General features: G+C 60.1%; 25 protein-coding genes and 1 pseudogene. 5 read left to right on the forward strand and 21 right to left on the reverse strand.

Annotated features, from left to right (window positions below):
- Window positions 1–11: 11 nt before the first annotated feature.
- The 15 genes and pseudogenes from RCI20_RS02850 to RCI20_RS02920 form a co-directional block, all read right to left on the reverse strand.
- The gene (locus RCI20_RS02850; protein ID WP_306603026.1) at window positions 12–512 is read right to left on the reverse strand and encodes a hypothetical protein; all 501 of its coding nucleotides are present in this window, start codon (window positions 510–512) and stop codon (window positions 12–14) included.
- A 58-nt stretch (window positions 513–570) separates the two neighbouring features.
- Window positions 571–867 carry a type II toxin-antitoxin system RelE/ParE family toxin gene (locus RCI20_RS02855; protein WP_306603027.1) on the reverse strand — a complete coding sequence of 99 codons (297 nt, stop codon included), beginning with the start codon at window positions 865–867 and terminating at the stop codon, window positions 571–573.
- Window positions 855–1,139: a CopG family ribbon-helix-helix protein gene (locus tag RCI20_RS02860; RefSeq protein WP_306603028.1), complete on the reverse strand. Its 285-nt coding sequence runs from the start codon at window positions 1,137–1,139 to the stop codon at window positions 855–857. The genes RCI20_RS02855 and RCI20_RS02860 overlap by 13 nt, the downstream gene beginning before the upstream one ends.
- Before the next feature lie 56 nt (window positions 1,140–1,195).
- A complete protein-coding gene (locus RCI20_RS02865) occupies window positions 1,196–3,214 on the reverse strand; it encodes an acetyl/propionyl/methylcrotonyl-CoA carboxylase subunit alpha (RefSeq protein WP_306603029.1) in 2,019 nt (672 codons plus the stop codon).
- A 6-nt stretch (window positions 3,215–3,220) separates the two neighbouring features.
- A complete protein-coding gene (locus RCI20_RS02870) occupies window positions 3,221–4,006 on the reverse strand; it encodes an enoyl-CoA hydratase/isomerase family protein (protein WP_306603030.1) in 786 nt (261 codons plus the stop codon).
- A 9-nt stretch (window positions 4,007–4,015) separates the two neighbouring features.
- Window positions 4,016–5,623 carry a carboxyl transferase domain-containing protein gene (locus RCI20_RS02875; protein WP_306603032.1) on the reverse strand — a complete coding sequence of 536 codons (1,608 nt, stop codon included), beginning with the start codon at window positions 5,621–5,623 and terminating at the stop codon, window positions 4,016–4,018.
- 68 nt (window positions 5,624–5,691) lie between these two features.
- Window positions 5,692–6,291: a TIGR00730 family Rossman fold protein gene (locus RCI20_RS02880; protein WP_306603033.1), complete on the reverse strand. Its 600-nt coding sequence runs from the start codon at window positions 6,289–6,291 to the stop codon at window positions 5,692–5,694.
- 21 nt (window positions 6,292–6,312) lie between these two features.
- Window positions 6,313–6,930, reverse strand: a complete 618-nt coding sequence (locus RCI20_RS02885) for a 2-hydroxychromene-2-carboxylate isomerase (protein WP_306603034.1) — start codon at window positions 6,928–6,930, stop codon at window positions 6,313–6,315.
- Window positions 6,931–7,011: 81 nt separating this feature from the next.
- Entirely contained in the window at window positions 7,012–8,148 is a 1,137-nt protein-coding gene (locus tag RCI20_RS02890) for an acyl-CoA dehydrogenase (protein ID WP_306603035.1), read from the reverse strand.
- Window positions 8,145–9,056 carry a DMT family transporter gene (locus RCI20_RS02895; RefSeq protein WP_306603036.1) on the reverse strand — a complete coding sequence of 304 codons (912 nt, stop codon included), beginning with the start codon at window positions 9,054–9,056 and terminating at the stop codon, window positions 8,145–8,147. The genes RCI20_RS02890 and RCI20_RS02895 overlap by 4 nt, the downstream gene beginning before the upstream one ends.
- Window positions 9,057–10,250: an acetyl-CoA C-acyltransferase gene (locus tag RCI20_RS02900; RefSeq protein WP_306603037.1), complete on the reverse strand. Its 1,194-nt coding sequence runs from the start codon at window positions 10,248–10,250 to the stop codon at window positions 9,057–9,059.
- Window positions 10,251–10,284: 34 nt separating this feature from the next.
- Window positions 10,285–11,460, reverse strand: a pseudogene (gene can, locus RCI20_RS02905) (carbonate dehydratase); the annotation flags it as partial.
- Between the two features lie 21 nt (window positions 11,461–11,481).
- Window positions 11,482–12,654: an isovaleryl-CoA dehydrogenase gene (locus tag RCI20_RS02910; protein ID WP_306603039.1), complete on the reverse strand. Its 1,173-nt coding sequence runs from the start codon at window positions 12,652–12,654 to the stop codon at window positions 11,482–11,484.
- A 20-nt stretch (window positions 12,655–12,674) separates the two neighbouring features.
- Window positions 12,675–13,121 carry a PaaI family thioesterase gene (locus tag RCI20_RS02915; RefSeq protein WP_306603040.1) on the reverse strand — a complete coding sequence of 149 codons (447 nt, stop codon included), beginning with the start codon at window positions 13,119–13,121 and terminating at the stop codon, window positions 12,675–12,677.
- 86 nt (window positions 13,122–13,207) lie between these two features.
- On the reverse strand, window positions 13,208–13,594 hold the full coding sequence (locus RCI20_RS02920) for a MerR family DNA-binding transcriptional regulator (protein ID WP_306603042.1): 387 nt from the start codon (window positions 13,592–13,594) through the stop codon (window positions 13,208–13,210).
- 100 nt (window positions 13,595–13,694) lie between these two features.
- Between RCI20_RS02920 and RCI20_RS02925 the strand changes: the two genes are divergently transcribed.
- From RCI20_RS02925 to RCI20_RS02940, 4 genes are all read left to right on the forward strand, one after another.
- Window positions 13,695–14,735, forward strand: a complete 1,041-nt coding sequence (locus tag RCI20_RS02925; protein ID WP_306603044.1) for an MBL fold metallo-hydrolase — start codon at window positions 13,695–13,697, stop codon at window positions 14,733–14,735.
- A 15-nt stretch (window positions 14,736–14,750) separates the two neighbouring features.
- Complete coding sequence (locus RCI20_RS02930) at window positions 14,751–16,586, forward strand: alpha/beta hydrolase (protein ID WP_306603045.1); 1,836 nt, start codon at window positions 14,751–14,753, stop codon at window positions 16,584–16,586.
- A 281-nt stretch (window positions 16,587–16,867) separates the two neighbouring features.
- The gene (locus RCI20_RS02935; protein ID WP_306603047.1) at window positions 16,868–17,053 is read left to right on the forward strand and encodes a CsbD family protein; all 186 of its coding nucleotides are present in this window, start codon (window positions 16,868–16,870) and stop codon (window positions 17,051–17,053) included.
- Between the two features lie 135 nt (window positions 17,054–17,188).
- Complete coding sequence (locus RCI20_RS02940) at window positions 17,189–17,857, forward strand: OmpA family protein (RefSeq protein ID WP_306603049.1); 669 nt, start codon at window positions 17,189–17,191, stop codon at window positions 17,855–17,857.
- Window positions 17,858–17,943: 86 nt separating this feature from the next.
- On the opposite strand, the gene RCI20_RS02945 is transcribed toward RCI20_RS02940, so the two are convergent.
- The 3 genes from RCI20_RS02945 to RCI20_RS02955 are packed head-to-tail and all read right to left on the reverse strand — an operon-like array spanning window position 17,944 to window position 20,331.
- Complete coding sequence (locus tag RCI20_RS02945; RefSeq protein ID WP_306603050.1) at window positions 17,944–18,396, reverse strand: SCP2 domain-containing protein; 453 nt, start codon at window positions 18,394–18,396, stop codon at window positions 17,944–17,946.
- A 2-nt stretch (window positions 18,397–18,398) separates the two neighbouring features.
- Window positions 18,399–19,313, reverse strand: a complete 915-nt coding sequence (locus RCI20_RS02950; protein WP_306603051.1) for a U32 family peptidase — start codon at window positions 19,311–19,313, stop codon at window positions 18,399–18,401.
- Window positions 19,314–19,323: 10 nt separating this feature from the next.
- Window positions 19,324–20,331 (reverse strand): peptidase U32 family protein, encoded by a 1,008-nt coding sequence (locus RCI20_RS02955; protein ID WP_306603052.1) that lies wholly within the window; start codon window positions 20,329–20,331, stop codon window positions 19,324–19,326.
- A 126-nt stretch (window positions 20,332–20,457) separates the two neighbouring features.
- On the opposite strand from RCI20_RS02955, the gene RCI20_RS02960 reads away from it, so the two are divergent.
- Window positions 20,458–21,354, forward strand: coding sequence for a response regulator (locus RCI20_RS02960; protein WP_306603053.1), 897 nt, complete (start codon window positions 20,458–20,460; stop codon window positions 21,352–21,354).
- 6 nt (window positions 21,355–21,360) lie between these two features.
- Here the strand turns inward: RCI20_RS02960 and RCI20_RS02965 are convergent, their stop codons facing one another.
- Genes RCI20_RS02965 through mrdA form a run of 3 tightly spaced genes read right to left on the reverse strand, consistent with a single transcriptional unit; the run spans window position 21,361 to window position 25,308 of the window.
- Window positions 21,361–22,290: a septal ring lytic transglycosylase RlpA family protein gene (locus RCI20_RS02965; protein WP_306603054.1), complete on the reverse strand. Its 930-nt coding sequence runs from the start codon at window positions 22,288–22,290 to the stop codon at window positions 21,361–21,363.
- Window positions 22,287–23,390: a rod shape-determining protein RodA gene (rodA, locus tag RCI20_RS02970; protein ID WP_306603055.1), complete on the reverse strand. Its 1,104-nt coding sequence runs from the start codon at window positions 23,388–23,390 to the stop codon at window positions 22,287–22,289. The genes RCI20_RS02965 and rodA overlap by 4 nt, the downstream gene beginning before the upstream one ends.
- Window positions 23,377–25,308, reverse strand: a complete 1,932-nt coding sequence (mrdA, locus tag RCI20_RS02975; protein ID WP_306603056.1) for a penicillin-binding protein 2 — start codon at window positions 25,306–25,308, stop codon at window positions 23,377–23,379. The genes rodA and mrdA overlap by 14 nt, the downstream gene beginning before the upstream one ends.
- Window positions 25,309–25,313: the final 5 nt, after the last annotated feature.

Here is a 25,313-nt window from a genome sequence, read left to right on the forward strand (position 1 = left end):
AAGGATGGTCTTTACCGTAAGCCCATAACTGAATCCAGCAGCCCTTTTGCGAGAGTGCGCACTCCAGATAACGAGTATGAGCCTCCAATTTGTTCGAACGAATAACGTCCCTGCTCGAAATATTTCGAGCACTCTTTTAGCAAGGGAACTAGCTGGATTTCTGTCGATTCCAGAAAGCCTATTTCGATTGCATTCTGAGTTTCTGGCTTTAACTTAGTGAAGATCGTATACAAGTCATGTCCACGAACAGCCGACTCAGTGTTTACCGCCATTAAAAGTCCTTCGGGGGTAACTTTGGAGGATTTCACGAGTCCCTCAGATGCTTTAAGGCTCAACTCACAACTAAAAGCGTAATTTACGATTAGCGGACCGACATAGTGGTCAAGGCCAATATCATCGGCATTCCATAAGTGTTCGGCAGCATTAAAAAACTGTTGTGCAGCCATCCATATGTACCCATTTGGTCTTGTTCGCTTGGTTTCATCGGAAATTTTCCGAGAAGTGGTGGTCATGATCGTCTCCAGGCCAAGCGTTATCAAGGGAAGGGTAAATGGGGCAGACCCCGTTGATTCAGCAACGCCAAAAACCAGCTTCACGCTGGTGGCGAATGGCGAGGATCAGTACGGCATCTTCCGGGGCTTCAAAACTGTATAGGGCAACGTAACCCGTTTTGCCGCGGGAAATGACCAGTTCCCGCAAGTGGTCGTCGATCGGGCGCCCGATCAATGGATGACGAGCCAGAATCGAGATGGCTTCATCGATCAACGCAAAGGTCTCCCTTGCTGCGATTGGATCTGATTCCGCCAGAAAATCAGTCAGATGGCTGATGTCGGCGATAGCCGAGGGTGAGTAGCTCAGGGTCGCCATTTTTTGGGCTGGGGAAGCTGTGGGTCATCGCCAGCGAGTCTCGCCTGGAAGTAGGCGCGTACATCACTGGCATCGTAGCCTTCTCCAGACCTGAGCATTTCTTCCCGCGCTGCCAAAGCGTCATTGACAAAGCCCCGTCTCAACTCGGCGGCTGATGCTGCCTGTTCGATGGCGCTGACCATGAAGGCGTGCGGTGACATGCCTTGCTGCTCGGCTGCGGCAATGGCGCGTTGTTTCAGTTCATCCGAAAGTTTGAGTGAGGTGGTCGCCATGAGGGTTCTCCGAGGTTGGTGTTACCAAAGTAGCACCAACCTTCAGGGTGGGCAAGTTATCCTGCGACGGTCTCGAACTCAACCAGCGCCGCGCCATCGCTGACCTGTTCGCCGGCCGCGTAGCAGAATGCCTTGACGGTACCGGCGGCGGGGGCGGTGATGGTGTGTTCCATTTTCATCGCTTCGAGAATGAGCAGCGGCGTGCCTTTTTCCACTTTCTGGCCGGGGTGGGCGAGCAGGGCGACGACCTTGCCGGGCATTGGTGCGGTCAGGCCGCCGCCGTGGCTGTCGCCAGCGTCGACACGGTGTAACGGGTCGTCGCGCAGAAGTGAGTACGTGCTTCCCTGCAAAAAGATGCTGCGCCGGTTGTCGACCGTGGAATCCTGCGAAACGACGACGCTGGCAATCAGGCGGCGGTCGTCGAGTTCGACGGCAAAGCGATCGCCTTCCAGTTTCTTGCCGCGGGCCAGCGTGGTTTCGCCGCCCAGCGTGATCGCCCAATGCTCGCCGAGATAGCGGACGTGCGCATCGACCAGCGTGTCGCCGTCCTTGAAACTGATGCTGCGCGCCGACGACGAATTCATCCGCCAGCCGTCGCGGGCGTGCCAAGGCGAGTATGGGTCGCCGCTGTGCTGCGCCGCCTGTCTGGCCTGATGCTGTTCCCACAACAGTTCGCCGACTGTGGCGACGAGCAGCGCATCGCGCGGCACGGCCTGGATGGCCGGGAAGAGGAATTCCTTTTGCCGTTCGATCAGGCCGGTGTCGAGGTCGGCACTGGCGAAAGCCGGGCAGGCGACGAGGCGCGACAGGAAATCGATATTGGTCGTCAGGCCGGCCACCCGGTAATCGGCCAGCGCCTTGCGCATGCGGGCCAGCGCGGCGTCGCGGGTTTCATCCCAGACGATCAGCTTGGCGATCATCGGGTCGTAGTAAGGCGTGATTTCGTCGCCTTCCTCGATCCCGGTATCGACCCGCACATTGACGCTGTCGGCCGGCGGGACGAGCCGAATCAGCTTGCCGGTGGCGGGCAGGAAACCCTTGTTGGCGTCTTCGGCGTAAATCCGGGCTTCCAGCGCATGGCCGCGAATCTGCAATTGTTCCTGGGCCAGCGGCAGCGACTGGCCGGCGGCGACGCGCAGTTGCCATTCGACCAGATCCTGCCCGGTGATCATTTCGGTCACCGGGTGCTCGACCTGCAGGCGGGTGTTCATTTCCATGAAATAGAACGAACCGTCCTGATTGGCGATGAATTCGACCGTGCCGGCGCCGACATAGCCGACTGCCTTGGCTGCGGCGACCGCCGCTTCGCCCATCTGGCGGCGGCGCTCAAGCGTCATGCCCGGCGCCGGCGCTTCTTCCAGAACCTTCTGGTGGCGTCGTTGCACCGAGCAGTCGCGCTCGAACAGATAGACGCAGTTGCCCTGGCTGTCGGCAAACACCTGGATTTCGATGTGCCGCGGCTTGGTGATGTACTTTTCGATCAGCACATGATCGTCGCCGAAGCTGGAAATCGCTTCGCGTTTGCACGAGGCCAGTGCATCGGGAAAGTCGTCGCTTTTGTCGACCAATCGCATGCCCTTGCCACCACCGCCGGCGGCCGCCTTGATCAGCACCGGGTAGCCGATGGCATCGGCTTCCTTGTGCAGCAATGCCGGCGTCTGGTCGTCGCCGTGATAACCCGGGGTCAGCGGGACGGCGGCTTTGCCCATCAATTTCTTGGCTTCGGATTTCGAGCCCATGGCGCGAATCGCGGAAGCCGGCGGGCCGATGAAGGCAATGCCGTTGGCGGCCAGTGCATCGGCGAAGTCGGCGTTTTCCGACAGGAAGCCGTAGCCGGGATGGACGGCTTGGGCACCGGTGCGCTTGCAGGCGTCGATGATCTTGTCGGCGACCAGATAGGATTCGCGGGCGGCGGCCGGGCCGAGCAGCACGGCTTCGTCGGCCAGACGCACGTGACGGGCGTTGGCATCGGCTTCGGAATACACGGCAACGGTGCGGATGCCCATGCGCCGCGCCGTCTTGATGACGCGACAAGCAATCTCGCCCCGGTTGGCAATCAGGATTTTACTGAACATGGCCATTTACTCCGCGAGCCAGGCGGGCTGGCGTTTGTCGAGGAAGGCGGCGATGCCGTCGCGGGCTTCCGGTGTGGCGCGCAGGTGGGCAATGCGGTGGGCCGTGTCTTCGACCACGTTGTCGTTGATCGGCTTGTTGTCCACGGCTCGGATCAGGTCCTTGGCCGCAGCCTGAGCCAGCGGGCCGCCCTGGATCAGCGCGGTGGCGATTTCCTGTACCTTGGCGTCGAGTTGTTCCGGTTCGACCGCTTCGTGGACCAGGCCGATTTCACGGGCGCGGGCGGCGTCGATGCGCTCGGCCGACTGGAAGTAGCGGTAAGCCTGGCGGGCGCCGATGGCGCGCACGACGTAGGGGCTGATGGCCGACGGGATGATGCCGAACTTGACTTCCGAAGTGGCGAAAATCGCCTTTGTCGAGGCCACGGCAATATCGCAGGCGGCCGTCAGGCCGGTGCCGCCACCCAGTGCGGCACCTTGCACGCGGGCAATCGTCGGCTTCTTCATTTCGGCCAGCACACGCAGCATTCTGGCCAGCGCGCGGGCGTCGTTCAGGTTGTCGTCGACGCCGTTATTGGCGGCGCGTTTCATCCAGTTCAAATCGGCCCCGGCCGAGAAGCTCTTGCCGCGACCGGCGAGGACGACGACGCGTACATCGTTGTCGTCGTCAAGTGCAATGCAGGCGGCAGTCAGTTCGGCGATCAGGATTTCGTCGAAGGCATTGTGCATGTCCGGGCGGTTCATCCAGATGGTGGCCACCGGGCCGGCGAGTTCAATTTCCAAAGTCGTAAACATGTTTTTTCCTTACATCCGGAAGATGCCGAATTTCGTTTCTTCGGCCGGGGCATTCATCGAGGCGGACAGACCGAGACCAAGGACGCGGCGGGTATCGGCCGGGTCGATGATGCCGTCGTCCCACAGGCGGGCGCTGGCGTAGTAGGGGTGGCCCTGCGTTTCGTATTGCTCGCGGATCGGGTCCTTGAAGGCCGCTTCTTCCTCGGCGCTCCAGGTCTTGCCGTTGGCTTCCAGGCCGTCGCGCTTGACGGTGGCCAGCACGCCGGCCGCCTGTTCGCCACCCATCACCGAGATGCGGGCGTTCGGCCACATCCACAGGAAGCGCGGCGAATAGGCGCGGCCGCACATGCCGTAATTGCCGGCGCCGAACGAACCACCGATCACCACGGTGAATTTCGGCACCTTGGCGGTAGCCACGGCGGTGACCATCTTGGCGCCGTCACGGGCGATGCCGCCGTTTTCGTACTTGCGACCGACCATGAAGCCGGTGATGTTCTGCAGGAAGACCAGCGGAATGCCGCGCTGGGCGCACAGTTCGATGAAATGTGCGCCTTTCAGTGCGGATTCGGAGAACAAGATGCCGTTATTGGCGACGATACCGACCGGGTAGCCGAAAATCCGCGCAAAACCGCAGACCAGCGTGGTGCCGTAACGGGCCTTGAATTCGTCGAAATCGGAGTCGTCGACGATGCGGGCGATGATTTCGCGCACGTCGAACGGCTTCTTGCTGTCGGTCGGAATGACGCCGTACAGTTCCTGCGCCGGATAACGCGGCGGCACGGGTGCGGTCAACGTGACCGGCGGGGCCTTTTTCCAGTTCAGGTCCTTGATGATGCGCCGGGCGATGGCCAGTGCGTGCGCGTCGTTCTCCGCCAGATGGTCGACCACGCCGGAGATGCGCGTATGCACGTCGGCTCCGCCGAGGTCTTCGGCCGAAACGACTTCACCAGTTGCCGCCTTGACCAGCGGCGGGCCGCCCAAAAAGATGGTGCCCTGATTCTTGACGATGATCGACTCGTCGCACATCGCCGGCACGTAGGCGCCACCGGCGGTACACGAGCCGAGCACGGCGGCGATCTGCGGAATGCCTTGCGCCGACAGGTTGGCCTGATTGAAGAAAATGCGGCCGAAGTGTTCCTTGTCCGGGAAGACCTCGTCCTGCATGGGCAGGAAGGCGCCGCCGGAATCGACCAGATAGACGCAGGGCAGGCGGTTTTCCAGCGCGATTTCCTGCGCCCGCAGGTGCTTTTTCACGGTCAACGGGTAATAAGTGCCGCCTTTCACCGTCGCGTCGTTGGCGACGATCATGCATTCGACGCCTTCGACGCGGCCGATGCCGGCGATCACCGAGGCGGCCGGTACATCGCCGCCGTACATGCCGTAGGCCGCGAACTGGCCGATCTCGAGGAAGGGTGTGCCGGGGTCGAGCAGGCCGTTGACCCGTTCGCGCGGCAGCAATTTGCCGCGCGCCAGGTGCTTCTGGCGTGCCGCTTCCGGACCGCCGAGGGCGATCTTCTCGACCTTGTCATGCAGATCGGCAACGACCGTCTGCATGGCTGCCGCGTTGGCCTGGAAATCAGCCGCTCGCGGATTGAGTTGGGTTTTCAGGGTAGTCATGTCTCCTCGCTTTTTTCTCTTGTGTGTCCTGAATGATGGTCGGCTTTGCCGATGTGCAACTGTCTAACTTACAAGTCTTTTTCCTCTTTCAACCATTTGCTGACCGGCTCTGGCCGGTAGTTGGCCATTTGCTCCAGCAAGTCGTCGATGTCGCTGCTGACCAGCGCCATCGCCCGGTTGGGTGCGCGCAGGAAGCCTTCGCTGACGGCGTGATCGAACAAGGCCAGCAGCGGGTCGTAGAAGCCGTTGATGTTGAGCAGGCCCATTGGTTTCACGTGGAACCCGAGCTGTCCCCAGGTCAGGATTTCGCAAAACTCCTCGAAGGTGCCGAAGCCGCCGGGCAGCGCGATGAAACCATCGGACAACTCGGCCATGCGCGCCTTGCGGGTGTGCATCGAATCGACCACTTCGAGCCGGGTCAGCGCCCGGTGATCGACCGGGCGACCGGCCACTTCCTTGCCGACCAGCGCTTCAGGAATGATCCCGGTGACTTTGCCACCGGCGTCCAGGCAGGCGTCGGCGACGGCGCCCATTAGCCCGATATTGCCGGCGCCGTAGACCAGTTCGATCTGGCGGGCTGCCAGCAGGCGGCCGAGCTTTTCCGCTTCGGCACGGTAGATCGGATTGTGGCCGGCATTGGAGCCGCAAAAGACGCAGAGGCTTTTCATGGTTGTCGCGGAAGCCGGTGCTTAAAAGCCGCCGCTTTGCAGCCAGTGTTCGATCTGCGGCAGACGGTCGGCACCGAAGAAATGTTCGCCGTCGATGATCACGTGCGGCGACCCGAAGACACCGATGGCCAGTGCCAGCTCGCAGGCGTCCTTCAGGCAGGCCTTGATTTCCGGCGTTTGCAGCGCGGTCGCCAGCTTCTCGCGGTCGACACCCTGTTTTCCGGCAATTTCCAGCACCGTGTCAGGGGCGGAAATGTCCCGGTCGTCGACAAAGAAGGCGCGATAGGTAGCCTGGGCAAATTGCTTGGCCAGTGCCGCATCCTGCGTCTGCAGCCAGTAGAAGGCACGGGCGGCGTTCTGCGTCGGCAGCGGGAAGCGTGACGGCGGGTTGTAGGGCACGCCCATGTGGCGGGCCGAACGGTGGAAATCTTTGTAGACATACTTGGCCTTGGCGCTTTCGCCGTCGGCCGGCGGGCGCGAGCCGGTGGCCTGGAAAATCACGCCGAGCAGGATCGGGTGCCAGTTCACGCTGCGCCCGTGTTGCGCTGCGACGGCGTCGATTTTCTCGGCCAGCAGGTAGCCGTAGGGGCTGGAGAAGTCGAAGTAAAAATCGAGCGGGGTTTTTGCGGATGCGGTCATCTTTGTCTCCTGGTAGTTCGGTTGGCTGCGGCCGCCGGTTTTTTGTCTTTTTTCCCGGTCGACCGCAGATTTTGCTGAAATTTACTCGTTGGCGATGCTGCGCCCGATGACCAGCCGCTGGATGTCGTTGGCGCCTTCGTAAATCTGGCAGATACGCACGTCGCGGTAGATGCGTTCGACCGGGAAGTCGCTGGTGTAGCCGACGCCGCCGTGAATCTGGATGGCGTCGGAAGCGATCTTCTCGGCGGCTTCGGAGGCGAACATCTTGGCCATCGAGGCTTCCTTCAGGCAGGGCTTGCCGGCGTCTTTCAACTGGGCGGCGCGCCAGACCATCAGGCGGGCTGCGTCGAGCAGCGTGTTCATGTCGGCCAGTTTGAAATTGACCGCCTGGTGTTCGATGATCGGCACACCGAAAGTGACGCGTTCCTTGGCGTAACGCACGGCGGCTTCAAACGCAGCGCGGGCCATGCCGATGCTCTGGGCGGCGATGCCGATCCGGCCTGCCTCCAAATTGGACAGCGCGATCTTGTAGCCTTCGCCTTCCTTGCCGAGCAGCGCGGAAGCCGGCACGCGGCAGTTTTCCAGGATGATCTGCACGGTATCGGAAGCGTGCTGGCCCATCTTGTCTTCGGTGCGGCCGACGATGAAACCCGGCGTCGCGGTCGGGATCAGGAAGCAGGAAATGCCCTTCTTGCCGGCCGCCTTGTCGGTGACAGCGAAGACGATGGCCATCTGGGCGTATTTGCCGGTGGTGATGAACTGCTTGACGCCGTTGAGTACGAAATGATCGCCATCACGGTCGGCGCGGGTGGTGATCGCGGCCGCGTCGGAACCGGTGTGCGGCTCGGTCAGGCAGAAACAGCCGAGCTTTTCGCCCCGGGCCAGCGGCTTCAGCCATTCTTCTTTCTGCGCGTCGGTGCCGTATTTCTGCGTGATGCCGCAGGCCAGCGAGTTTTGCACCGAGACGATGGTCGAGGTGGCGCCGTCGCCGGCGGCGATTTCTTCCAGCGTCAGCACCAGCGACATGTAATCCATGCCGGCGCCGTCCCACTCTTCGGGCACGACCATGCCCAGTGCGCCGAGTTCGCCCAGTTCCTTCAGCGCGTCGGCCGGGAAGGTGTGGTTCTTGTCCCATTCGGCGGCGAAGGGGGCGAGACGCTCCTGCGCGAAGGCGCGCATGGTGTCACGGATCATTTCCTGTTCTTGCGTCAGAATCATGCTGTTTTCTCCAGAGAATTTTTTTGTAATGTGGTTAGCCAGACGCCGGCAATCACCAGCAGTCCGCCGAATAGCACCGGCAGGCCGAGGCGCTCGTCGAGCAGGACGGCGGCTTGCAGCACGGCGAAGACCGGTACCAGATTGATGAACACCGAGGCGTGGCCGGCCCCGAGTTTGTGCACGGCTTCGGTAAACCAGGTGTAGGCGATGGCGGTGCCGAAGATGGCGAGGAAGAACATGCCGCTCCACACCCGCCAGGACCAGGCGCTCAGATCGATATGGCCTTGCACCAGTGCCGCCAGCCCGAGCAGGATGGCGCCGGTGAAGCTGGCGTAGAGCGTCGTCGCCTGCGCCGAGAACAAACCGGTCGCCCGCCAGCCGATGAAGGTATAGGCGGTCCAGGTGACGACGCAGCCGACGATCAGCAATTCGCCGATGCCGACCGTGCCGTGCAGCAGGGCCAGCGGGTCGCCGTTGCCGATCACCGTCAGGCAGCCGGCGAGGGCGATCAGGCTGCCCAGCGCCTTGCGCGGATTCATTCTTTCCTTGCCGAGCAGCCAGGCGAAGATCACGATGACCACCGGGTTGAGCGCGACGACCAGCGCGCCGCGCCCGGCCGTGATGTGTTGCAGGCCGAAAAAGAAACACAGGCCGTAAAGAAAGATGCCGAAAAAGCCCAGCGCCCAGACCAGTCCCCATTCGCGCTTGCCTTGCGGCAAGGGAATGTTGCCGCCGGTGGCCAGCATCACGCCGGCAATGACCAGCCCGGCCAGTGCGAAGCGCAGCGAGGCGACGGCCAGCGGTGCGGAAAGCTCTTGCGCAATGACCCGCCCGGCAATCCACGTGCCGCCCCACATGGCCATCGCGGCCACGAGTTTGGTGTAGGTCAGCGAACGGGTCTGCGGCACTTAGAGCATTTCCACTGCGAGGGCCGTGGCTTCGCCACCGCCGATGCACAGGGACGCGACGCCGCGCTTCTTGCCGTACTTCTTCAGTGCGCCGAGCAGCGTGACGACGATACGCGCGCCGGACGCACCAATCGGGTGGCCGAGCGCGCAGGCGCCGCCATGCACGTTGACCTTGGCCGGGTCGAGCTTGAGGTCATGCAGTGCTGCCATGGCGACGACAGCGAAGGCTTCGTTGACTTCGAACAGATCGACCGATTCTGCGGTCCACCCGGTTTTGGCGAACAATTTCTGCATTGCGCCGACCGGGGCCGACGGGAACAGCGCCGGCACGCCGGCATGCGTGGTGTGGGCGACGATGCGGGCAATCGGGGCGAGGCCCAGCTTGGCAGCTTGCGATTCGCGCATCAGCACCATGGCGGCAGCGCCATCGGAAATCGACGAGGAATTGGCGGCGGTGACCGTGCCGTCCTTCTTGAATGCCGGCTTCAAAGTCGGGATTTTGTCGACGTTGACCGCAAACGGGCCTTCATCCTTGTCGATGACGACATCGCCCTTGCGCCCGGCGACGGTGACCGGGGTGATTTCCCAATTGAAGCTGCCGTTGTTGCTGGCTTCGATGGCACGGGTTGTCGATTGCACGGCGTAGGCGTCCTGCGCTTCACGGGTGAAGCCGTAAGTGGTCGCACACTCTTCGGCAAATGTGCCCATCAGGCGGCCACGGGTTTCCTTGCTGTAGGCGTCTTCCAGACCGTCCATGAACATGTGGTCGAACATCTGGCCGTGACCGAGGCGATAACCGCCGCGCGCTTTCGGCAGCAGGTAGGGGGCGTTGGTCATCGACTCCATGCCGCCGACCACGGCGGCGCCGTAGGACCCGGCGAGAATGCCGTCGTGGCCGAGCATGGTCGCCTTCATCGCCGAACCACAGACCTTGTGGATGGTGGCGCAACCGGCCGACAGCGGCAGGCCGGCCTGCAAGGCGGCTTGACGGGCCGGGGCCTGACCTTGACCGGCTTGCAATACGCAGCCCATCAGGACTTCTTCAATCAAATTGGCGTCGATGCCGGCGCGGGCGACGGCGGCCTTGATCGCTTCGGCACCGAGATTGGCGGCAGTCAGGCCGGCAAAGCCACCCTGAAAGGCGCCCATGGCGGTACGAGCCGCGGAAACGATAACAATCGGGTCATTGTTCATGCTGAGTTCTCCAGGAAAAAAATTATTGTATGAATCAAGCTTCCAACGCCTTCAGCGCGGCGTCGTAGCGGGTGGGTAAATCAGTCAGCGTATCGACGGTGATGCCGAGATCGTGCATGTGTCCATCCTGCAGGCCGTAGATCCAGCCATGTACGGTCAGTTGCTGGCCGCGCTGCCAGGCATCCTGGACGACCGGGTTGTGGCAGACATTGACCACCTGCTCAAGGACGTTGAGTTCGCACAACCGGTCGTGCCTTTTTGCTTCTGGCAGCAGGTCGACCGCAGCAAGATGCTTGTTATGCACGTCATGGACATGGCGCAGCCACAGGTCGACGACGCCGACACGGGCGCGGTTCAGCGCTGCCAGCACACCGCCGCAGCCGTAATGGCCGACGACCATGATGTGTTTGACCTTGAGCACATCGACCGCGTACTGGATTACCGACAGACAATTGAGGTCGGTATGGACGACGACGTTGGCAACGTTGCGATGAACGAAAACCTCGCCTGGCAGCAGGCCGACGATCTGGTTGGCTGGCACGCGCGAGTCGGAGCAGCCGATCCACAGGAATTCCGGGCTTTGCAACTGGGCCAGGCGATTGAAGTATTCCGGGTCGATTTCCTGCATCTGCTTGGCCCAGGCCCGGTTGTAATCGAACAGGTGCGAGAGGTTTTCGTTGCGGATTTCTTCTTCCGACCAGTTTTCCAGATCGAGGGCGAGGAAAATCGTGCCTTCGACCGGGCTGGGATAGTAAGCGGGGGCTTCGGTAAAGCCCAGTTCGCGGTACAGCTTCACGGCCATCCGCATGTTGGGCAGCGTATCGATCAGCAGGCGCTTGTAGCCAATCTCCCGCGCTGCCTTGATGGCGGCTACGGCGAGCGTCCGGCCGATACCCAAGCCGCGCTCCTCCGGTGTGACGTACAGGCGCTTCATTTCGCAGATGCCTTCGGAGAAGGCACGAATGCCGACGCAGCCGGCCGGTCGACCGTCGATTTCGGCAAAAAACAGCCGTCCCTCCGGCTCGGCGTAGGCGCCGGGCAGCGAGGCCATTTCCTGGTCGAAATTCTGGTACGACAGGTCGACGCCCAGCCAGGCCGCATAGTTGCGGAAATACTGCCGCACCTGTTCCAGGGCGGCGGGATCGTTGGCGGAAAGTATGCGCAGGGTGACAGTCATGCTGTTTAGCTCCTTGTTGCGGCGCCCCGTCCGGGGGCGCCGGCGGGAGCGTGTTTATGCGGTTTCGGCGAAAAGTTCTCGACCGATCAGCATTCTACGGATTTCGGAAGTGCCTGCTCCGATCTCGTAGAGCTTCGCATCGCGCCACAGTCGGCCGGTGGCATATTCGTTGGTGTAACCGACGCCACCCAGCGTCTGGATTGCCTCGCCGGCCATCCAGGTCGCTTTTTCGGCCGAGTAGAGGATCGCGCCGGCGGCATCCTTGCGCAAGGTGCGCGCATGGTCGGTGGCATCGCAGGCGCGGCCAACGGCATAGACATAAGCGCGGTTGGCCATCCAGGTCGAATACATGTCGGCGATCTTGCCCTGCATCAACTGGAATTCGCCGATGGCCTGGCCAAACTGTTTGCGTTCATGGATGAAGGGAACAACGACATCCATGCACGCCGCCATGATGCCGAGTGGCCCGCCACACAACACGGCGCGCTCGTAATCCAGACCGGACATCAATACCTTGGTGCCGTTGCCGACGCCGCCCAGCACGTTTTCTTCCGGCACTTCACAATCGTCGAAAAACAGCGGGAAGGTGTTGGAACCGCGCATGCCCAGCTTGTCGAGGTGGGTGCCGTGCGTGAAGCCCTTCATGCCCTTTTCGACGATGAAGGCGGTCATGCCCTTGGCCCCGGCGTTCGGGTCGGTCTTGGCGTAGACCACCAGGGTGTCGGCATCGCCGCCGTTGGTGATCCACATCTTGGAACCGTTCAGCAGGTAACGGTCACCCTTCTTTTCGGCCTTCAGCTTCATCGACACCACGTCGGAACCGGCATTCGGCTCGGACATGGCCAGCGCGCCGACGTGTTCGCCGGAAATCAGCTTGGGCAGATATTTTTGTCGCTGCGCTTCCGTGCCGTTGCGGCGAATCTGGTTCACGCACAGGTTCGAGTGCGCGCCGTAGGACAGGCCGACCGAGGCCGAGGCGCGGGAAATTTCTTCCAGCGCGACGATGTGCGCCAGGTAGCCCATGTTGGTGCCGCCGTATTCTTCGCCGGCGGTCATGCCGAGCAGGCCCATGTCGCCGAATTTCTTCCACAGGTCGGCCGGGAATTCGTTGATCCGGTCGATTTCGGCGGCACGCGGTGCGATTTCGGCATCGGAAAATGCCTTTACCGCGTCGCGCAGCAGGTTGATGTCTTCGCCGAGGCCAAAGTCGAGGCTAGGGATATGCATGGTTTGTCTCCGTTTTAAGTTTATTTTTCCGTTTTGCCGTGCATGACCATGATGGTCTGCTGCATCAGCGCACACAGCTTTTCCTGACCGTCCTTGACGGCAAATACTTCGGCTTGCGTGACGATCAGGGTTTTTCCCGGGCGCACCACCTTGCCGCGGGCTATCAGTTTTTCCCCATCGGCCGGGGCCACCAGATTCATCTTGTATTCCACGGTCAACACTGATGCCGAGGCCGAAACCAGCGTCATCGCCGCATAGCCGGCAGCCGAGTCGGCGATCATGCCGACCACGCCGCCATGCACGAAGCCGTGCTGCTGCTCGACGCCTTCCCAATGCGGCAGGTGAATCTCCGTCAGCCCGGCTTCAACGACCGGCAGCGTCGCGTGAATCAAATCCATCGCGTGCTGTTTGGCGAAACTGGCGCGGACGCGTTCGGCAAAGTGGGGGTCGGCGGTGCGTTGGTTCATGCTTGGTCTCCGTGCTGCTTGCGCAGTGTGTTTTGTGATTGTATTGACGTTTACGTTAACGTCAACATGCACGGGAAAAAAACACACTAGCTGCGCCTTGCCAATTCGTCACGACAGAGTTTTTCAAATTGCCCGATTTCCGCCAGTACCGCTTCGATGTCTTCCCTTTGCTGTTCCAGCGCCGCCCGCCGCTTTTCCATGATGCGCAGGCATTCGAGCAGTTGCGGTGTGTCGTCCTCGGTCGAGTCGTACATGCCGATCAAGTCCTTGATCTCGGCCAGGGAGAGGCCGAGGCGCTTGCCGCGCAGGGCCATTTTCAGCCGTGCCCGGTCGCGCCGCGTGAAAATGCGTTTGCTGCCTTCGCGCTCCGGCGCCAGGATGCCCTGGTCTTCCCAGAAGCGGATGGTGCGCGGCGTGATGCCGAATTCCCGGGCGAGGTCTGATATGGCAAAGGTGATGGCCGACTGGCTCATGCGGTCTCCTGATGTTGCCGCGAAGTTAATCAGAAGAAAGGGGTTTTTTCAATCCGCTACCGTATGGTAACTTGAATGCCCGCCGTCTTTTTTTCACGCCATGTCCCTGCAATATCCTTTTCCCCAGATTCCCGCTGCCGGCGAGCTCACCGAGGTTGCTCCCGGGGTATTCTGGTTGCGCATGCCACTTCCGTTCCAGCTCGACCATATCAATTTGTGGCTGCTGCGCGATGTCGATGGGTGGACCATCATCGATACCGGCTTTCCCGACGATGCTGTGCGGTCGACCTGGCAGGACATCCTGAAATCACTCGATGGTCCGGTGAAGCGGCTAATCGTCACGCATTTCCATCCCGACCATCTGGGACTGGCCAGCTGGTTGATGGCGGAAACCGGTGCCAGCCTTTGGATGACGACCGGCGAATTCCTGACGGCACACGCCGTTTGGCACGAGGTTGGCGGGCATGGGGCGCGCTTCATGGTCGAGCAGTTCCGCCAGCATGGGCTGGCCGGCGAACAACTCGCCAAGTTTGCCACTCGGGGTTCCGGTTATCGCAAAGCCGTGCCGGCCCTGCCGGAATACTACCGGCGCGTGAAAGAAGGCGACGTATTACGCATTGGCTGTCACACTTGGCAAATATATATCGGTTATGGTCATGCTCCCGAGCATATGGCGCTTTACTGTGCCGAACTTGGCGTGTTAATTTCAGGAGACATGCTTTTGCCAAGAATTTCCACGAATATCAGTGTTTTTGCCGCTACGCCGGAGGCTGACGCATTGCGCTGGTATCTGGACTCGCTGGACGAGATGGCAAGGGAAATCCCGCAACAGACCCTGGTTTTACCATCACACGGCTTGCCCTTTACCGGGGTGCAAGCGCGAGTGGGTGCCTTGCATGCGCACCACGAAGAACGATTGCATGCTCTTGAGAACAGCTGTGAAGAGGCGCCAAAGAGCGCTGCTGAGTCGCTCGACGTGTTGTTTGGTCGGGCGCTCGATACACACCAGACGATGTTCGCGATGGGTGAAGCAATTGCCCATCTGAACTACCTTGAGCAAGCTGGTCGGCTGTCGCGCAAGACCGACGCCGACGGGGTGATTCGCTATTCGCGGTTGCAGCACCGACCCGCCGCACACTGACAGAGGGAGTTTTTGATGTCGCAACAAAACGAAGAAACGGGCCATAACCTGCCCAACCCGGCCGAGATGGCCAAGACCTATGCCGAAGTCGCCCAGCGCGCCTCGCGCATCATCACCCAGTACATGGAAAAGAAGGCCAAGGATGGCGCGGATGCACCGAGCGACGAACTCGGCGTGGCCAAGGCCTTCATGGATTTGTCGGCACGCCTGATGGCCAATCCGTACAAGCTTGCCCAGACCCAGATGAACATGATGTGGGACTACTTCTCGTTGTGGCAGGGGTCCATGATGAAGATGATGGGCATGCCGAACGCTTCCCCGGTTGCCGCGCCGAAGAAGGGTGACAATCGCTTCAAGGATGAGGAATGGGAGCAGCATTTCCTGTTCGACTTCATGAAGCAGTCCTACCTGATCGCCGCCCGTCACATCCACGATACGGTGGCTGATACCGACGGTCTGGATGACGCGACGCAGCAGAAGGTCAACTTTTTCACCCGCCAGTACATCGACGCGCTGTCGCCGTCCAACTTTGCCATGACCAATCCGGAAGTCTTCCGCGAGACGGTCAAGAGCCACGGCCAGAACCTGATCAAGGGTCTGAACAACCTGCTGCACGACGTTGAGGCTGGTGATGGCCAGTTGCGCATCCGGATGACCGATACCTCGGCTTTCGAAATGGGCAAGAACGTCGCCACGACGCCGGGCAAGGTGGTTTTCCAGAACGAACTGTTCCAGTTGATCCAGTACGATCCGAAGACCCCGGACCAGTACAAGAAGCCTTTCCTGATCGTGCCGCCGTGGATCAACAAGTACTACATCCTCGATCTGCGCGAGAAGAACTCGCTGGTTAACTGGGCAACCAACCAGGGCCACACCACCTTCATCATGTCCTGGATCAATCCAGACGAGAAGCTGGCGAAAAAATCCTTCGAAAATTACCTGCTCGAAGGTTCGCTCGAAGCGGTCAATCAGGTTTGCGCCCATACCGGCGAAGACAGCGTCAACATGGCCGGCTATTGCCTGGGCGGTACGCTGACCATGACCACGCTGGCCTACATGGCCGCCAAGAAGGACAAGCGGGTCAATTCCGCCACCTTCTTCACGACCATGCTCGACTTCTCCGAACCCGGCGAATTGGGCATCTTCCTCGACGAAGGCGCTGTCGCCGGTCTGGAAAAGAAGATGGCCGAACGCGGTTTCCTCGAAGGTTCGGAAATGGCCGGCACCTTCAACATGCTGCGCGCCAATGACCTGATCTGGTCTTTCGTGGTCAACAACTACCTGATGGGCAAGGATCCGTTCCCGTTCGACCTGCTTTACTGGAACTCCGATTCGACGCGCATGCCGGCTGCCATGCACAGCTTCTACCTGCGCAACATGTACCTGGACAACCTGCTCAAGGAACCGGGTGGCATCACGTTGGGTGGCGTCAAGATCGACATCAGCAAGGTCAAGACCCCGTGTTATTTCATCTCGACCATCGAAGATCACATTGCCCCGTGGAAGAGCACCTACATGGGTGCCCGTCTGCCATCCGGCAATACCAAGTTCGTGCTGGGTGGTTCCGGCCACATCGCCGGTATCGTCAATCCGCCAGCTGCCAACAAGTATGGTTTCTGGACCAATGACGCGACCGACGGCAATCTGCCGGAAAGTCCGGACGATTTCCTCGCCGGCGCCACGCAAAATGCAGGTTCCTGGTGGACGCACTGGCATCAGTGGGTCACCAGCCTGCCAGGTGGCAGTGCCAAGGTGCCGGCGCGCAATGCCGAAGCTGGTGCGCTGAAGGTTATTGAACCAGCACCGGGCAGCTATGTGAAGTTCCGTCTGGACACCCAGAAAAAGGACTAAGCATTTACTGTCTTGAAGCAAAGGGGGAGGCCGAGGCCTCCCTTTTTTTGTCCACGTCCGGCATGCGCGTGTTCTGCCTGGGGCTGTTTCAGCATTTCGTTTGAGCGTTGAGCCAAGTTCCTTGCTTTGCCGTTTGTTCAAGCATATTGGCGAGTTTGTTCGCCATGGGTGTGCTAGCGCACCGATTGCTGGCAGTGCCCGGCCTATTCTCTCCAACTCAGTTGCTATAGCGCATTTTCGCCACTGATGCCCTCAATCAATTTCATTTTCAGGAGCACACCATGAACAAGGATCAAGCTGCGGGTCGTATCGAAGAAGCCAAAGGCAAAGTCAAGGAAGTCGCTGGCAAGCTCGTCGGCAACGACGATCTGGAGCTGGAAGGAAAGCTTCAGAAATCTGGCGGTAAAGTTCAGGCGGCCTACGGTGACTTGAAAGAAAACATCAAGGATGCCAGCAAGGGCAAATGATTGTCGGATGCCTTGGCCAAATCCATGGTCAAGGCTCGCGGCGAAAAGCGCCTGAGGTTTTTCCGGCCAGATTGACTCGCCATCGTTCTTTCCCCTGCCACTCCAGAAATCAACAACACCAAAGAAGGATAGACGATGAAAAAAACCTTAATTTGCTTGAGTACGATCACGCTGTTTTTGGGGGGCTGCGCCAGTATGGATGAGACCCAGCGCCATACCGCAACCGGCGCCTCAATTGGTGCAGTGGCTGGCGCTGTGCTTGGCATGGCCACGTCGAGCAAGTCGGATCGCGGCAAGGGCGCTGCAATTGGTGCGGCGACCGGCGCGGCATTGGGCGGTGGTGGCGGCTATCTGTGGTCGAAGCGCATGCAGGAGCAGAAAGCGACCATGGAGCAGGCGACGCAGGGTACTGGCGTCGAGGTGACGCAAACCGGTGATAACCGCCTGAAACTGGAGATTCCCAGCGATATTTCCTTTGATACGGGACGTTACGATGTCAAACCGTCGATGCGGCCGGTGCTGGATCGTCTGGCCAGTAGTCTGGCGCAGCATGCCGTCACGCGGGTGACGATTGTCGGCCATACCGACAGCACGGGATCGGATACGGTGAATAACCCGCTATCCGTGAATCGTGCTGCGGCAGTACGCGATTACATGGTGCCGCGCGGCGTCGCGTCGCAGCGCATCAGTATCGATGGCCGAGGTTCACGGGAGCCGGTGGCCGACAATGCGTCGGCCGAGGGTCGGGCGGTGAATCGCCGGGTCGAAATCTTCATTGCGGAAGAGGCGCGTAGCGGCAACTAAGCTTGCGGGTGGCGCGCTGATTTGAGGTGAAGAGCCCCGGGTTGCTGCAAGCGGTCCGGGGCTTTTTGATGTACAGCGGCTAGCGGCTAGCGGCTAGCAAATGGTAATGTTGGCAGCTTCGGTAACTCGATGGCATCGAGCATGTTTTTGACGATCAGCCCGAGTTCGGTATCGCCTGTGATTTCCAGTTCCCGGTTGAAGAACAGCGTATCCGGGTCTTCCTGCCGGGCGAGCAATTGCAGGTAGGCCGACAGGTTGGCGGCGAAGGCCAGATCGGGGGCGCGTTGCGGCCGGAAAACCGGACGGAACAAGCCCTGGCTGAAGGTGTACCAGGCTTCGCCGCCGGTATCGAGCACCCGGACGTGAAACAGTTTGTCTTCGAGTGCGGTCAACTCGCTTTCCGGCAACAATTTCATTTTCAGCGCTGTGTTCAGCGCACCAACCAGGGCTAGTGCGTGCGGCCACTGCGGGAGTTTCTGGCCAATACGGGCAACAAAATTTGGCAGTTTGAATTTGGGGATGAGAAATTGACTGTTCATTTTCAGGCGCCCAGTTGAGCCAGGGATTGTGTGTGGTGCTGCTTGATACCGGCGTCACCGAACCAGTAACCGTTAACCAGCCCGGTTTCTGACCATTTTTCAGCGTCGACCGCAATATTTTGCCCTTTTCTGGCGGCATCGAATGCTGCGATGATTTCGCCGAGGCGTTGCTGCTGCGGGCTGATGCGCACGATATCGATGCCCATTCGCAGCATCTCCGGAACTTCAGCCAGCAGGTTATAGCTTTGTGCCGACATGGTCTGGATGCCGTTGATGGTCAGGAATGCCTGACCTTCGCGGGTTTTCAGCGTCAACCCTTCGGCGTGGTCCAGGCACTTGAACTGGCAGTCGTCCTTGTTCAGGTCGTAATGGCGGGCGGTAAAGCAGCGGGCGGAAAAGGCGAGTGGCAGCTTGCCGAAAGCAAAGACTTCCGTTTCGATGCCGGCCGGCCGCGTGTCGTGCAGCGTCGCGATCATGTCGCGCGACGCTTCCAGCGGCGGCACCCAGCGCTTCATGCCGAAGCGGGCGTAGGTGGCCAGCGTGGCTTCGTTGTAGATGTTGATATGCGACCCGGCGACGAAATCACGCCCGGCCATCAGGTTGACCGCGCCAAGATCGTTGGCTTCAACTTTGCAGCCGGGATTCTCGGTTAGTTCGTCGATCAGCCGGCGCAGTGCTTTCAGGTCGCTTTCCGATTCGAGCAGTGCCTGCGCCGAGATGACTACTTCTTTGCCGGCGTCGTTCAAGTCGCGGGCCAGACCGATCCAGTCGGCGCTACGCAGTTGCTGGCGTCGTGCACAGACCACTTCGCCGACATAAATGATGTCGATTGCGGGGTTTTCGGCGATTTCCGCGTAAAACGCCATGACTTCGGCTTTTGGCCAGAAATAGAGGAGCGGACCTAAAGACAGTTTCATGTCGATTCCTTCAGCGCCACGGCCGGTTGTAGGCACCCAGCGTCGCCTGGCTGCCTTCCGATACCTTGGATAATTCGGCTTGCCAAGCTGGTTTGACCTGGAAATGTTCGCTGCCGTCGCGCAACGAATCGAGTGCTGCGCGTAGCGTGCGGGTGACCTGGGCGACATAGGTCGGGCTGCGCTGCCGGCCTTCCACCTTGATCGCCCTGACGCCGATCTTGATGAGATCGGGCAGGATGGACAGGACATTCAGGCTGGTTGGTTCTTCCAGCGCGTAATAGGTGTCGCCCTGGACATCGAAACGGCCTTTGCACAGGGTTGGATAACCGGCCGGCTCAGCATCGCCGAAGCGGTCGATCAGGATGCCGTTGAGCCGGGTTTCCATGGCGCCCGGTAACTTGTCCCATTTGACGTACTTGGCCGGCGAGCAGGCACCAACCGTGTTCGGCGATTCACCGCAGGCGTAGGACGACAGCCAGCAGCGACCTTCGTTCATCACGCACAGGCTGCCAAAGCCGAAGACTTCGATTTCGACGCTGGTGTTCTTGATGACGTGCTCAACCTGGGCCAGGGTCAGCACGCGCGGCAAAACCGCCCGCTGGATGCCGAATTCGCGCTGGCAGAAGTTGATCGCCTCGTAGCTGGTGGCCGATCCCTGGACGGAGAGGTGCAGGCGCTGCTGCGGGTGGCGTTGCCGGGCGTAATCGAGCAGGCCGATGTCGGCCAGGATAATGGCATCCACGCCTTGGTCGACCGCAGCATCGACGGCATTTTGCCATTCGGCAACCCGCCCGGCCTGGGCAAAGGTGTTGAGCGCCAACAGGATTTCGCGACCTTTGGCATGGGCGTAGCGGATACCCTCAGCCATGTTTTTCTGGTCGAAATTCAGGCCGGCGAAGTTGCGTGCGTTGGTATCGTTCTTGAAACCGAGATAGACCGCATCGGCACCATGGTCGATGGCAGCCTTGAGTGCCGGCAGACTGCCGGCCGGACAGACGAGATCGGGCAGGGAGGGCATGTCAATTTTCATTCTGGACAAGCAAGGCAGTATAGCCAGTGCCCGATCTTCACCATTGATCCGCATCAAACGGTACGCTCATGCTAGGATTCCTGCCACGCCCGTTCTGCTGGAAAGCTTGTATTCATGTCCGAAAACCGTGTCCTTGTAGTCGACGACGAAGCAATCAACTTGATGCTGATCGAGGATTTCCTTGAGCAGGAGAGCCTGGGGCTCGAATTGTTCAGTGATCCACTGCTCGCCTGGCAGCGCATGCAGGAAGTCGATGCCAGTTTCTCGCTGGTCGTGCTCGATCGCATGATGCCGGGTATGGATGGCATGGAGTTCCTCCGCCGGATCAAGCGTGAGGCGCGCTTTGCCGATGTGCCGGTGATCATGCAGACCGCCGCGTCGGCCCCCGAGCAGGTGCGAGAGGGGCTGGAGGCGGGGGCTTATTACTACCTGACCAAGCCTTATGCGCCGGAAGCTTTGATCTCCATCGTCCGGGCGGCGTTGGAAGATCGGCGGGCGCGTGCAGCGTTGCGTTCCCAGGCGGCGCAGCAAGAGGAAGCACAGAAGCGTTTGCTGGCTGCCGAGTATGTGTTTTCCACGCTCGAAGATGTTTCCTGTCTGGTGCCGGTTCTGGCCGGCTTGTGTCCGGAACCGGACCGGGTTGCTCCCGGTTTGTCGGATCTCATGGTCAACGCTGTCGAACACGGAAATCTTGGCATCACCTATCGCGAAAAATCCCTACTTAAATGGGATGGCGACTGGGAGGCGGAAATCCGGCGCCGGCTGGATCTGCCGCAATTCAAGGGACGGCAGGCGGTGATCCGGATTGAGCGGCAGGCAGCCTCGATCAGCTTCCGCATCGAAGATCAAGGCGATGGCTTCGATTGGCAAAAATTTCTCGACTTCGCACCTGAACGGGCATTTGATCCGAATGGCCGGGGTATCGCAATGGCTCGTCTGACCAGTTTCTCCCGGCTTGAATATGAAGGGCGCGGGAATATCGTCAGCGCAACCGTTGGGCTGGCTGACTGAAATCGTTCAGCGGCTGACAAACGAGGGTTTGTAACCCAGGTTGTTGCGGATCTGTTCAGCCACCGTCTCAGCCTGCTGGCGCGTCTGGTAAGGCCCCAGTTGTACACGATGCAGGCCGTTGGTCCGCAGGATGACCATCTGCTCCTTGATCCAGTCCAGTTCCCGCTCCATGTGTCGCTTCAGGTTGTCGGCATTGTCGGCGTTGGCAAAGGCGCCCAGTTGCAGATAAATACCGGCTGGCAGGGTACTGACTTCGGCAACCGGCGGTGCTGACGCTATCGGCATGCTGGGCGGTGCGACCTGAGCGTATGTCGTTGAGGCGCTTTCGCCGGGCACAATGGCTTCAACTTCGACTTGACCGCTGCCACCGTGAATCAGCCCTAATTTGTAAGCGGCCGTATAGGAAAGATCGATGATCCGTCCAGCATGAAAGGGCCCGCGATCAATTACTCGAACGACGACTGAACGCCCGCTCTGCAGGCTGGTCACCCGAACGTAGGAGGGCAGAGCCAGGGTCGGATGGGCAGCCGTCATGGCAAACATGTCGTAGGGCTGGCCAATCGACGTCTTCTGGCCGTGGAATTTCTTGCCATACCAACTGGCGGTGCCACGGGCCTTGTATGGAACAACGGCAGTATTCGGTACGTAGCGCTGGCCAAAAACCTCGTAAGGGCGAAGTGCCGGCTTGTGCAGTGGTTCCCAGCGCGGCATGGCATCCGGCGTTTGTTCGAGATTTTCCGGGATGTCGTCGGCTGGGCCGTCGTCCTTGTAGTAGCCGCCACCCCAGCGTGGCTTGGTTGTAGCGCCAGACGCAGATTTGACCGGTGCGGGTTTGCTTTCCGTCCGGGCATCCTGAACCGGCCGTTCCGGCTGACTGCCACAGGCGGCAAGCAGTAATGAAAAAGACAGCAGAAATAGATGGCGGGGGGGCGTCATTTTTTTACCAGCATGCGGTGTGTGTGAATACTCATCAGGATCCCGATCCCCAGCATCAGGGTGACCAGCGCGGTGCCACCATAGCTGACAAAGGGCAAGGGGACGCCAACGACCGGCAGGATGCCGGAAACCATGCCCATGTTGACGAAAGCGTAGGTGAAAAAGACCAGTGTCAGCGAGCCGGCCAGCAGCCGGGAGAACATGGTGGGCGCGGCAGCGGCGATCATCAGGCCGCGGCCGATCAGCAGGGTGAACAGGATGAGCAATATGCCATTGCCCAGCAATCCCCATTCTTCGGCAAATACAGCGAAAATGAAGTCGGTGTGCTTTTCCGGGATGAATTCGAGGTGGGTCTGGCTACCCTTGAGCCAGCCTTTGCCGAGACTGCCGCCCGAACCGATGGCAATGGTCGACTGGATGATGTGGTAACCGGCACCGAGCGGGTCCGAGGTTGGGTCTAGTAGCGTCAACACACGGCGGCGCTGGTAGTCGTGCAGCATGGTCCAGGCAAAGGGCAATGCGGCACCGGCGAGGGCTCCCAGACCAAAAATCACTTTCCACGGCAGGCCTGCCAGGAAAATGACAAAGAAACCGGCTGCGCCGATCAGCAGGGAGGTACCAAGGTCAGGTTGCTTGAGGATGAAAATGATCGGTACCAGCAGGATGAGGCTGGCAATCGCATAGTGTTTGGCCCGCAGCATCGACTCGTGTTTGTGAAAATACCAGGCAAGCATCAACGGCATGGCGATTTTCATGATTTCCGAGGGCTGGATGCGGACGATGCCGAGCGAAATCCAGCGGCGGGAGCCGTTGACCACAATACCGAACAGCGCGACGCCAAGTAGCAGAATGACGCCGAGCGCATAGAGCGGTACGGCAAAACGCATCAGAGTTTGTGGCGGGGTTCGGGCGACCAGCAGCATGACGGCCATCGATAGCGCCATGTTCACAAGTTGCTTGTCGAGTTTCCAGAAGCCGTCGCTGGCGGTTGCCGAATAAACCGTCAGCAGACCGATGCCCATCAGGGCGAGGATGATCAGGAACAGCGGCATGTCGAGGTGGGCCAATATGCCGCGAATGATGCGTTTAATGAGCTTCATCGTGTGCTTCCTCGAGCAGCTCCGTATTGCCATCACCCTCGGGGGCATCGACCTCTGGTGCTGGGCCGCCGGGTAGTTTTCCGGTCAGATAGTAATCGAAGACCTGACGCACGATCGGCGCGGCGGATTGTGCGCCGAAACCGCCATTTTCGACCATTACTGCAACGACCAGCCGGGGTTTGTCTACCGGGGCGAAGGCGATGTACCAGGAGTGATCGCGCAGGCGTTCACCGACTCGCCCCGCGACATATTTCTGTCCCCCCTTCAGACCGAACACCTGTGCGGTGCCGGTTTTTCCGCCTGACTCGTAAGCCGCTCCAGCAAAGGCGCGCGACCCGGTCCCTTCCTTGACTACCCCGGCCATGGCGCGTTTTATCACCTCGACGTGCTCCGGCTTGAGGGGGATTTGACGTATCGGTTGTGGCTCTACCACCCGGATTTCTCCAGTGGTTGGGTTGGTGATGGTGTGTACCAGATGGGGACGGAAAACCTGACCGTAATTCACAATGTTGGCCAAAGCATGTGCCATGTGCAGGGTGGAGTAGGCGTTGTAGCCCTGGCCGATGCCGACCGAAATGGTTTCACCAGCGTACCATTTTTGTTGCTCGCGCTTTTTGAAGCGCTGCTGCTTCCATGCGGCGGATGGCAGGATGCCGGTAGCTTCGCCAGGAATGTCAATTTCCGTACGTCGCCCCAGGCCGAGATCGCCCATGAAGCGGGCAATATTCTCTATGCCCATGTCGTTGGCGAGTACGTAGTAATAGGTGTTGCACGAAACGACGATGGATTTGTGCATGTCGACCGAGCCGTGGCCGCCGACCTTGTCGTCCATGAAGCGGCGATTGCCGAAGTTGAAAAAGCCGGGGTCGGCAATTGCTTGGTTGGCGGCTCGCTTGCCTGTGGTCAGCGCGCCCAGTGCCATCAGTGGCTTGAAGGTCGAGCCGGGCGGATTGGTGCTGTAGATGGCCCGGTTGAGCATGGGCTTGTCCGGACTGTTGTTGAGTTCATCCCAGTCGTCAAAGCGGATGCCGTCGACAAAGAGATTGGGATCGAATGCCGGAGAGGAAACCAAGCCGAGCACGGCGCCATTACTTGGGTCGATGGCAGTCAGCGAACCCCGCCGGCCACCGAAGGCCTGCTCGGCAACCGCCTGTAGCTTGGTATCCAGGGTCAGCGTCAGGTTGTTGCCGGGAATGGGGGCGGTATGGGAAAGGACACGCACTGCTCGACCACCAGCGTCGACCTCGACCTGCTCGTGACCTGCCGTACCATGCAATTCGAATTCGTAGTGAGCTTCGAGTCCGACTTTGCCGATATGTTCCGTCCCCTTATAGTTTGCGGTATGTCCGCTCGCTTCGATCATTTCCGCATCTTTGGTATTGATCCGGCTGATGTAGCCAATCGCATGAGCAGCCAGTGTGCCTTCCGGGTATTGCCGGAAAAGGCGGGCTTTAACCTCGACGCCGGGAAAACGAAAGCGCTGGGCGGCAAAGCGGGCAACTTCGGCATCGGTCAGGCGGGTCCGGATGGGGATGGACTCGAAATTTTTCGATTCTTCGAGCAAGCGCTTGAAGCGTCGACGGTCTTTGAGTTGTATCTCGATGATTTCACTCAGGCCATCGATGGTTTCTTCCAGGCCCAGTGTTTTGGATGGCGTGATTTCGAGCGTGAAGGCCGAGTAGTTGCGGGCCATGATGACCCCGTTGCGGTCCACGATGTTGCCCCGGTTGGGCATGATCGGGACCAGTGAAATGCGGTTGCTTTCAGCGCGGGTCGCGTAATACTCGTGCTGGATGATCTGCAGGTAAAAAAACCGGCCGAACAGGATGAGGAAGGCCAGTAATACCAGCATGCCTGCGAGCAGCGTGCGTCGGCGGAAACGTTCCGGCTCCTGCTCGTTGTGATGAAAATCGCCCATTATCT

Origin of the sequence: Azonexus sp., from assembly GCF_030824335.1 — a bacterium.
Taxonomy (GTDB): domain Bacteria; phylum Pseudomonadota; class Gammaproteobacteria; order Burkholderiales; family Rhodocyclaceae; genus Azonexus.

Coding starts and splice junctions, on each gene's coding strand:
- rodA (WP_306603055.1), bottom strand. CDS start 23,390: ATGAAGCTCATTAAACGCATCATTCGCGGCATATTGGCCCACCTCGAC.
- RCI20_RS02925 (WP_306603044.1), top strand. CDS start 13,695: ATGTCCCTGCAATATCCTTTTCCCCAGATTCCCGCTGCCGGCGAGCTC.
- RCI20_RS02935 (WP_306603047.1), top strand. CDS start 16,868: ATGAACAAGGATCAAGCTGCGGGTCGTATCGAAGAAGCCAAAGGCAAA.
- RCI20_RS02900 (WP_306603037.1), bottom strand. CDS start 10,250: ATGAACAATGACCCGATTGTTATCGTTTCCGCGGCTCGTACCGCCATG.
- RCI20_RS02880 (WP_306603033.1), bottom strand. CDS start 6,291: ATGAAAAGCCTCTGCGTCTTTTGCGGCTCCAATGCCGGCCACAATCCG.
- mrdA (WP_306603056.1), bottom strand. CDS start 25,308: ATGGGCGATTTTCATCACAACGAGCAGGAGCCGGAACGTTTCCGCCGA.
- RCI20_RS02870 (WP_306603030.1), bottom strand. CDS start 4,006: ATGTTTACGACTTTGGAAATTGAACTCGCCGGCCCGGTGGCCACCATC.
- RCI20_RS02965 (WP_306603054.1), bottom strand. CDS start 22,290: ATGACGCCCCCCCGCCATCTATTTCTGCTGTCTTTTTCATTACTGCTT.
- RCI20_RS02930 (WP_306603045.1), top strand. CDS start 14,751: ATGTCGCAACAAAACGAAGAAACGGGCCATAACCTGCCCAACCCGGCC.
- RCI20_RS02885 (WP_306603034.1), bottom strand. CDS start 6,930: ATGACCGCATCCGCAAAAACCCCGCTCGATTTTTACTTCGACTTCTCC.
- RCI20_RS02875 (WP_306603032.1), bottom strand. CDS start 5,623: ATGACTACCCTGAAAACCCAACTCAATCCGCGAGCGGCTGATTTCCAG.
- RCI20_RS02920 (WP_306603042.1), bottom strand. CDS start 13,594: ATGAGCCAGTCGGCCATCACCTTTGCCATATCAGACCTCGCCCGGGAA.
- RCI20_RS02860 (WP_306603028.1), bottom strand. CDS start 1,139: ATGGCGACCACCTCACTCAAACTTTCGGATGAACTGAAACAACGCGCC.
- RCI20_RS02855 (WP_306603027.1), bottom strand. CDS start 867: ATGGCGACCCTGAGCTACTCACCCTCGGCTATCGCCGACATCAGCCAT.
- RCI20_RS02960 (WP_306603053.1), top strand. CDS start 20,458: ATGTCCGAAAACCGTGTCCTTGTAGTCGACGACGAAGCAATCAACTTG.
- RCI20_RS02950 (WP_306603051.1), bottom strand. CDS start 19,313: ATGAAACTGTCTTTAGGTCCGCTCCTCTATTTCTGGCCAAAAGCCGAA.
- RCI20_RS02940 (WP_306603049.1), top strand. CDS start 17,189: ATGAAAAAAACCTTAATTTGCTTGAGTACGATCACGCTGTTTTTGGGG.
- RCI20_RS02890 (WP_306603035.1), bottom strand. CDS start 8,148: ATGATTCTGACGCAAGAACAGGAAATGATCCGTGACACCATGCGCGCC.
- RCI20_RS02915 (WP_306603040.1), bottom strand. CDS start 13,121: ATGAACCAACGCACCGCCGACCCCCACTTTGCCGAACGCGTCCGCGCC.
- RCI20_RS02955 (WP_306603052.1), bottom strand. CDS start 20,331: ATGCCCTCCCTGCCCGATCTCGTCTGTCCGGCCGGCAGTCTGCCGGCA.
- RCI20_RS02850 (WP_306603026.1), bottom strand. CDS start 512: ATGACCACCACTTCTCGGAAAATTTCCGATGAAACCAAGCGAACAAGA.
- RCI20_RS02865 (WP_306603029.1), bottom strand. CDS start 3,214: ATGTTCAGTAAAATCCTGATTGCCAACCGGGGCGAGATTGCTTGTCGC.
- RCI20_RS02945 (WP_306603050.1), bottom strand. CDS start 18,396: ATGAACAGTCAATTTCTCATCCCCAAATTCAAACTGCCAAATTTTGTT.
- RCI20_RS02910 (WP_306603039.1), bottom strand. CDS start 12,654: ATGCATATCCCTAGCCTCGACTTTGGCCTCGGCGAAGACATCAACCTG.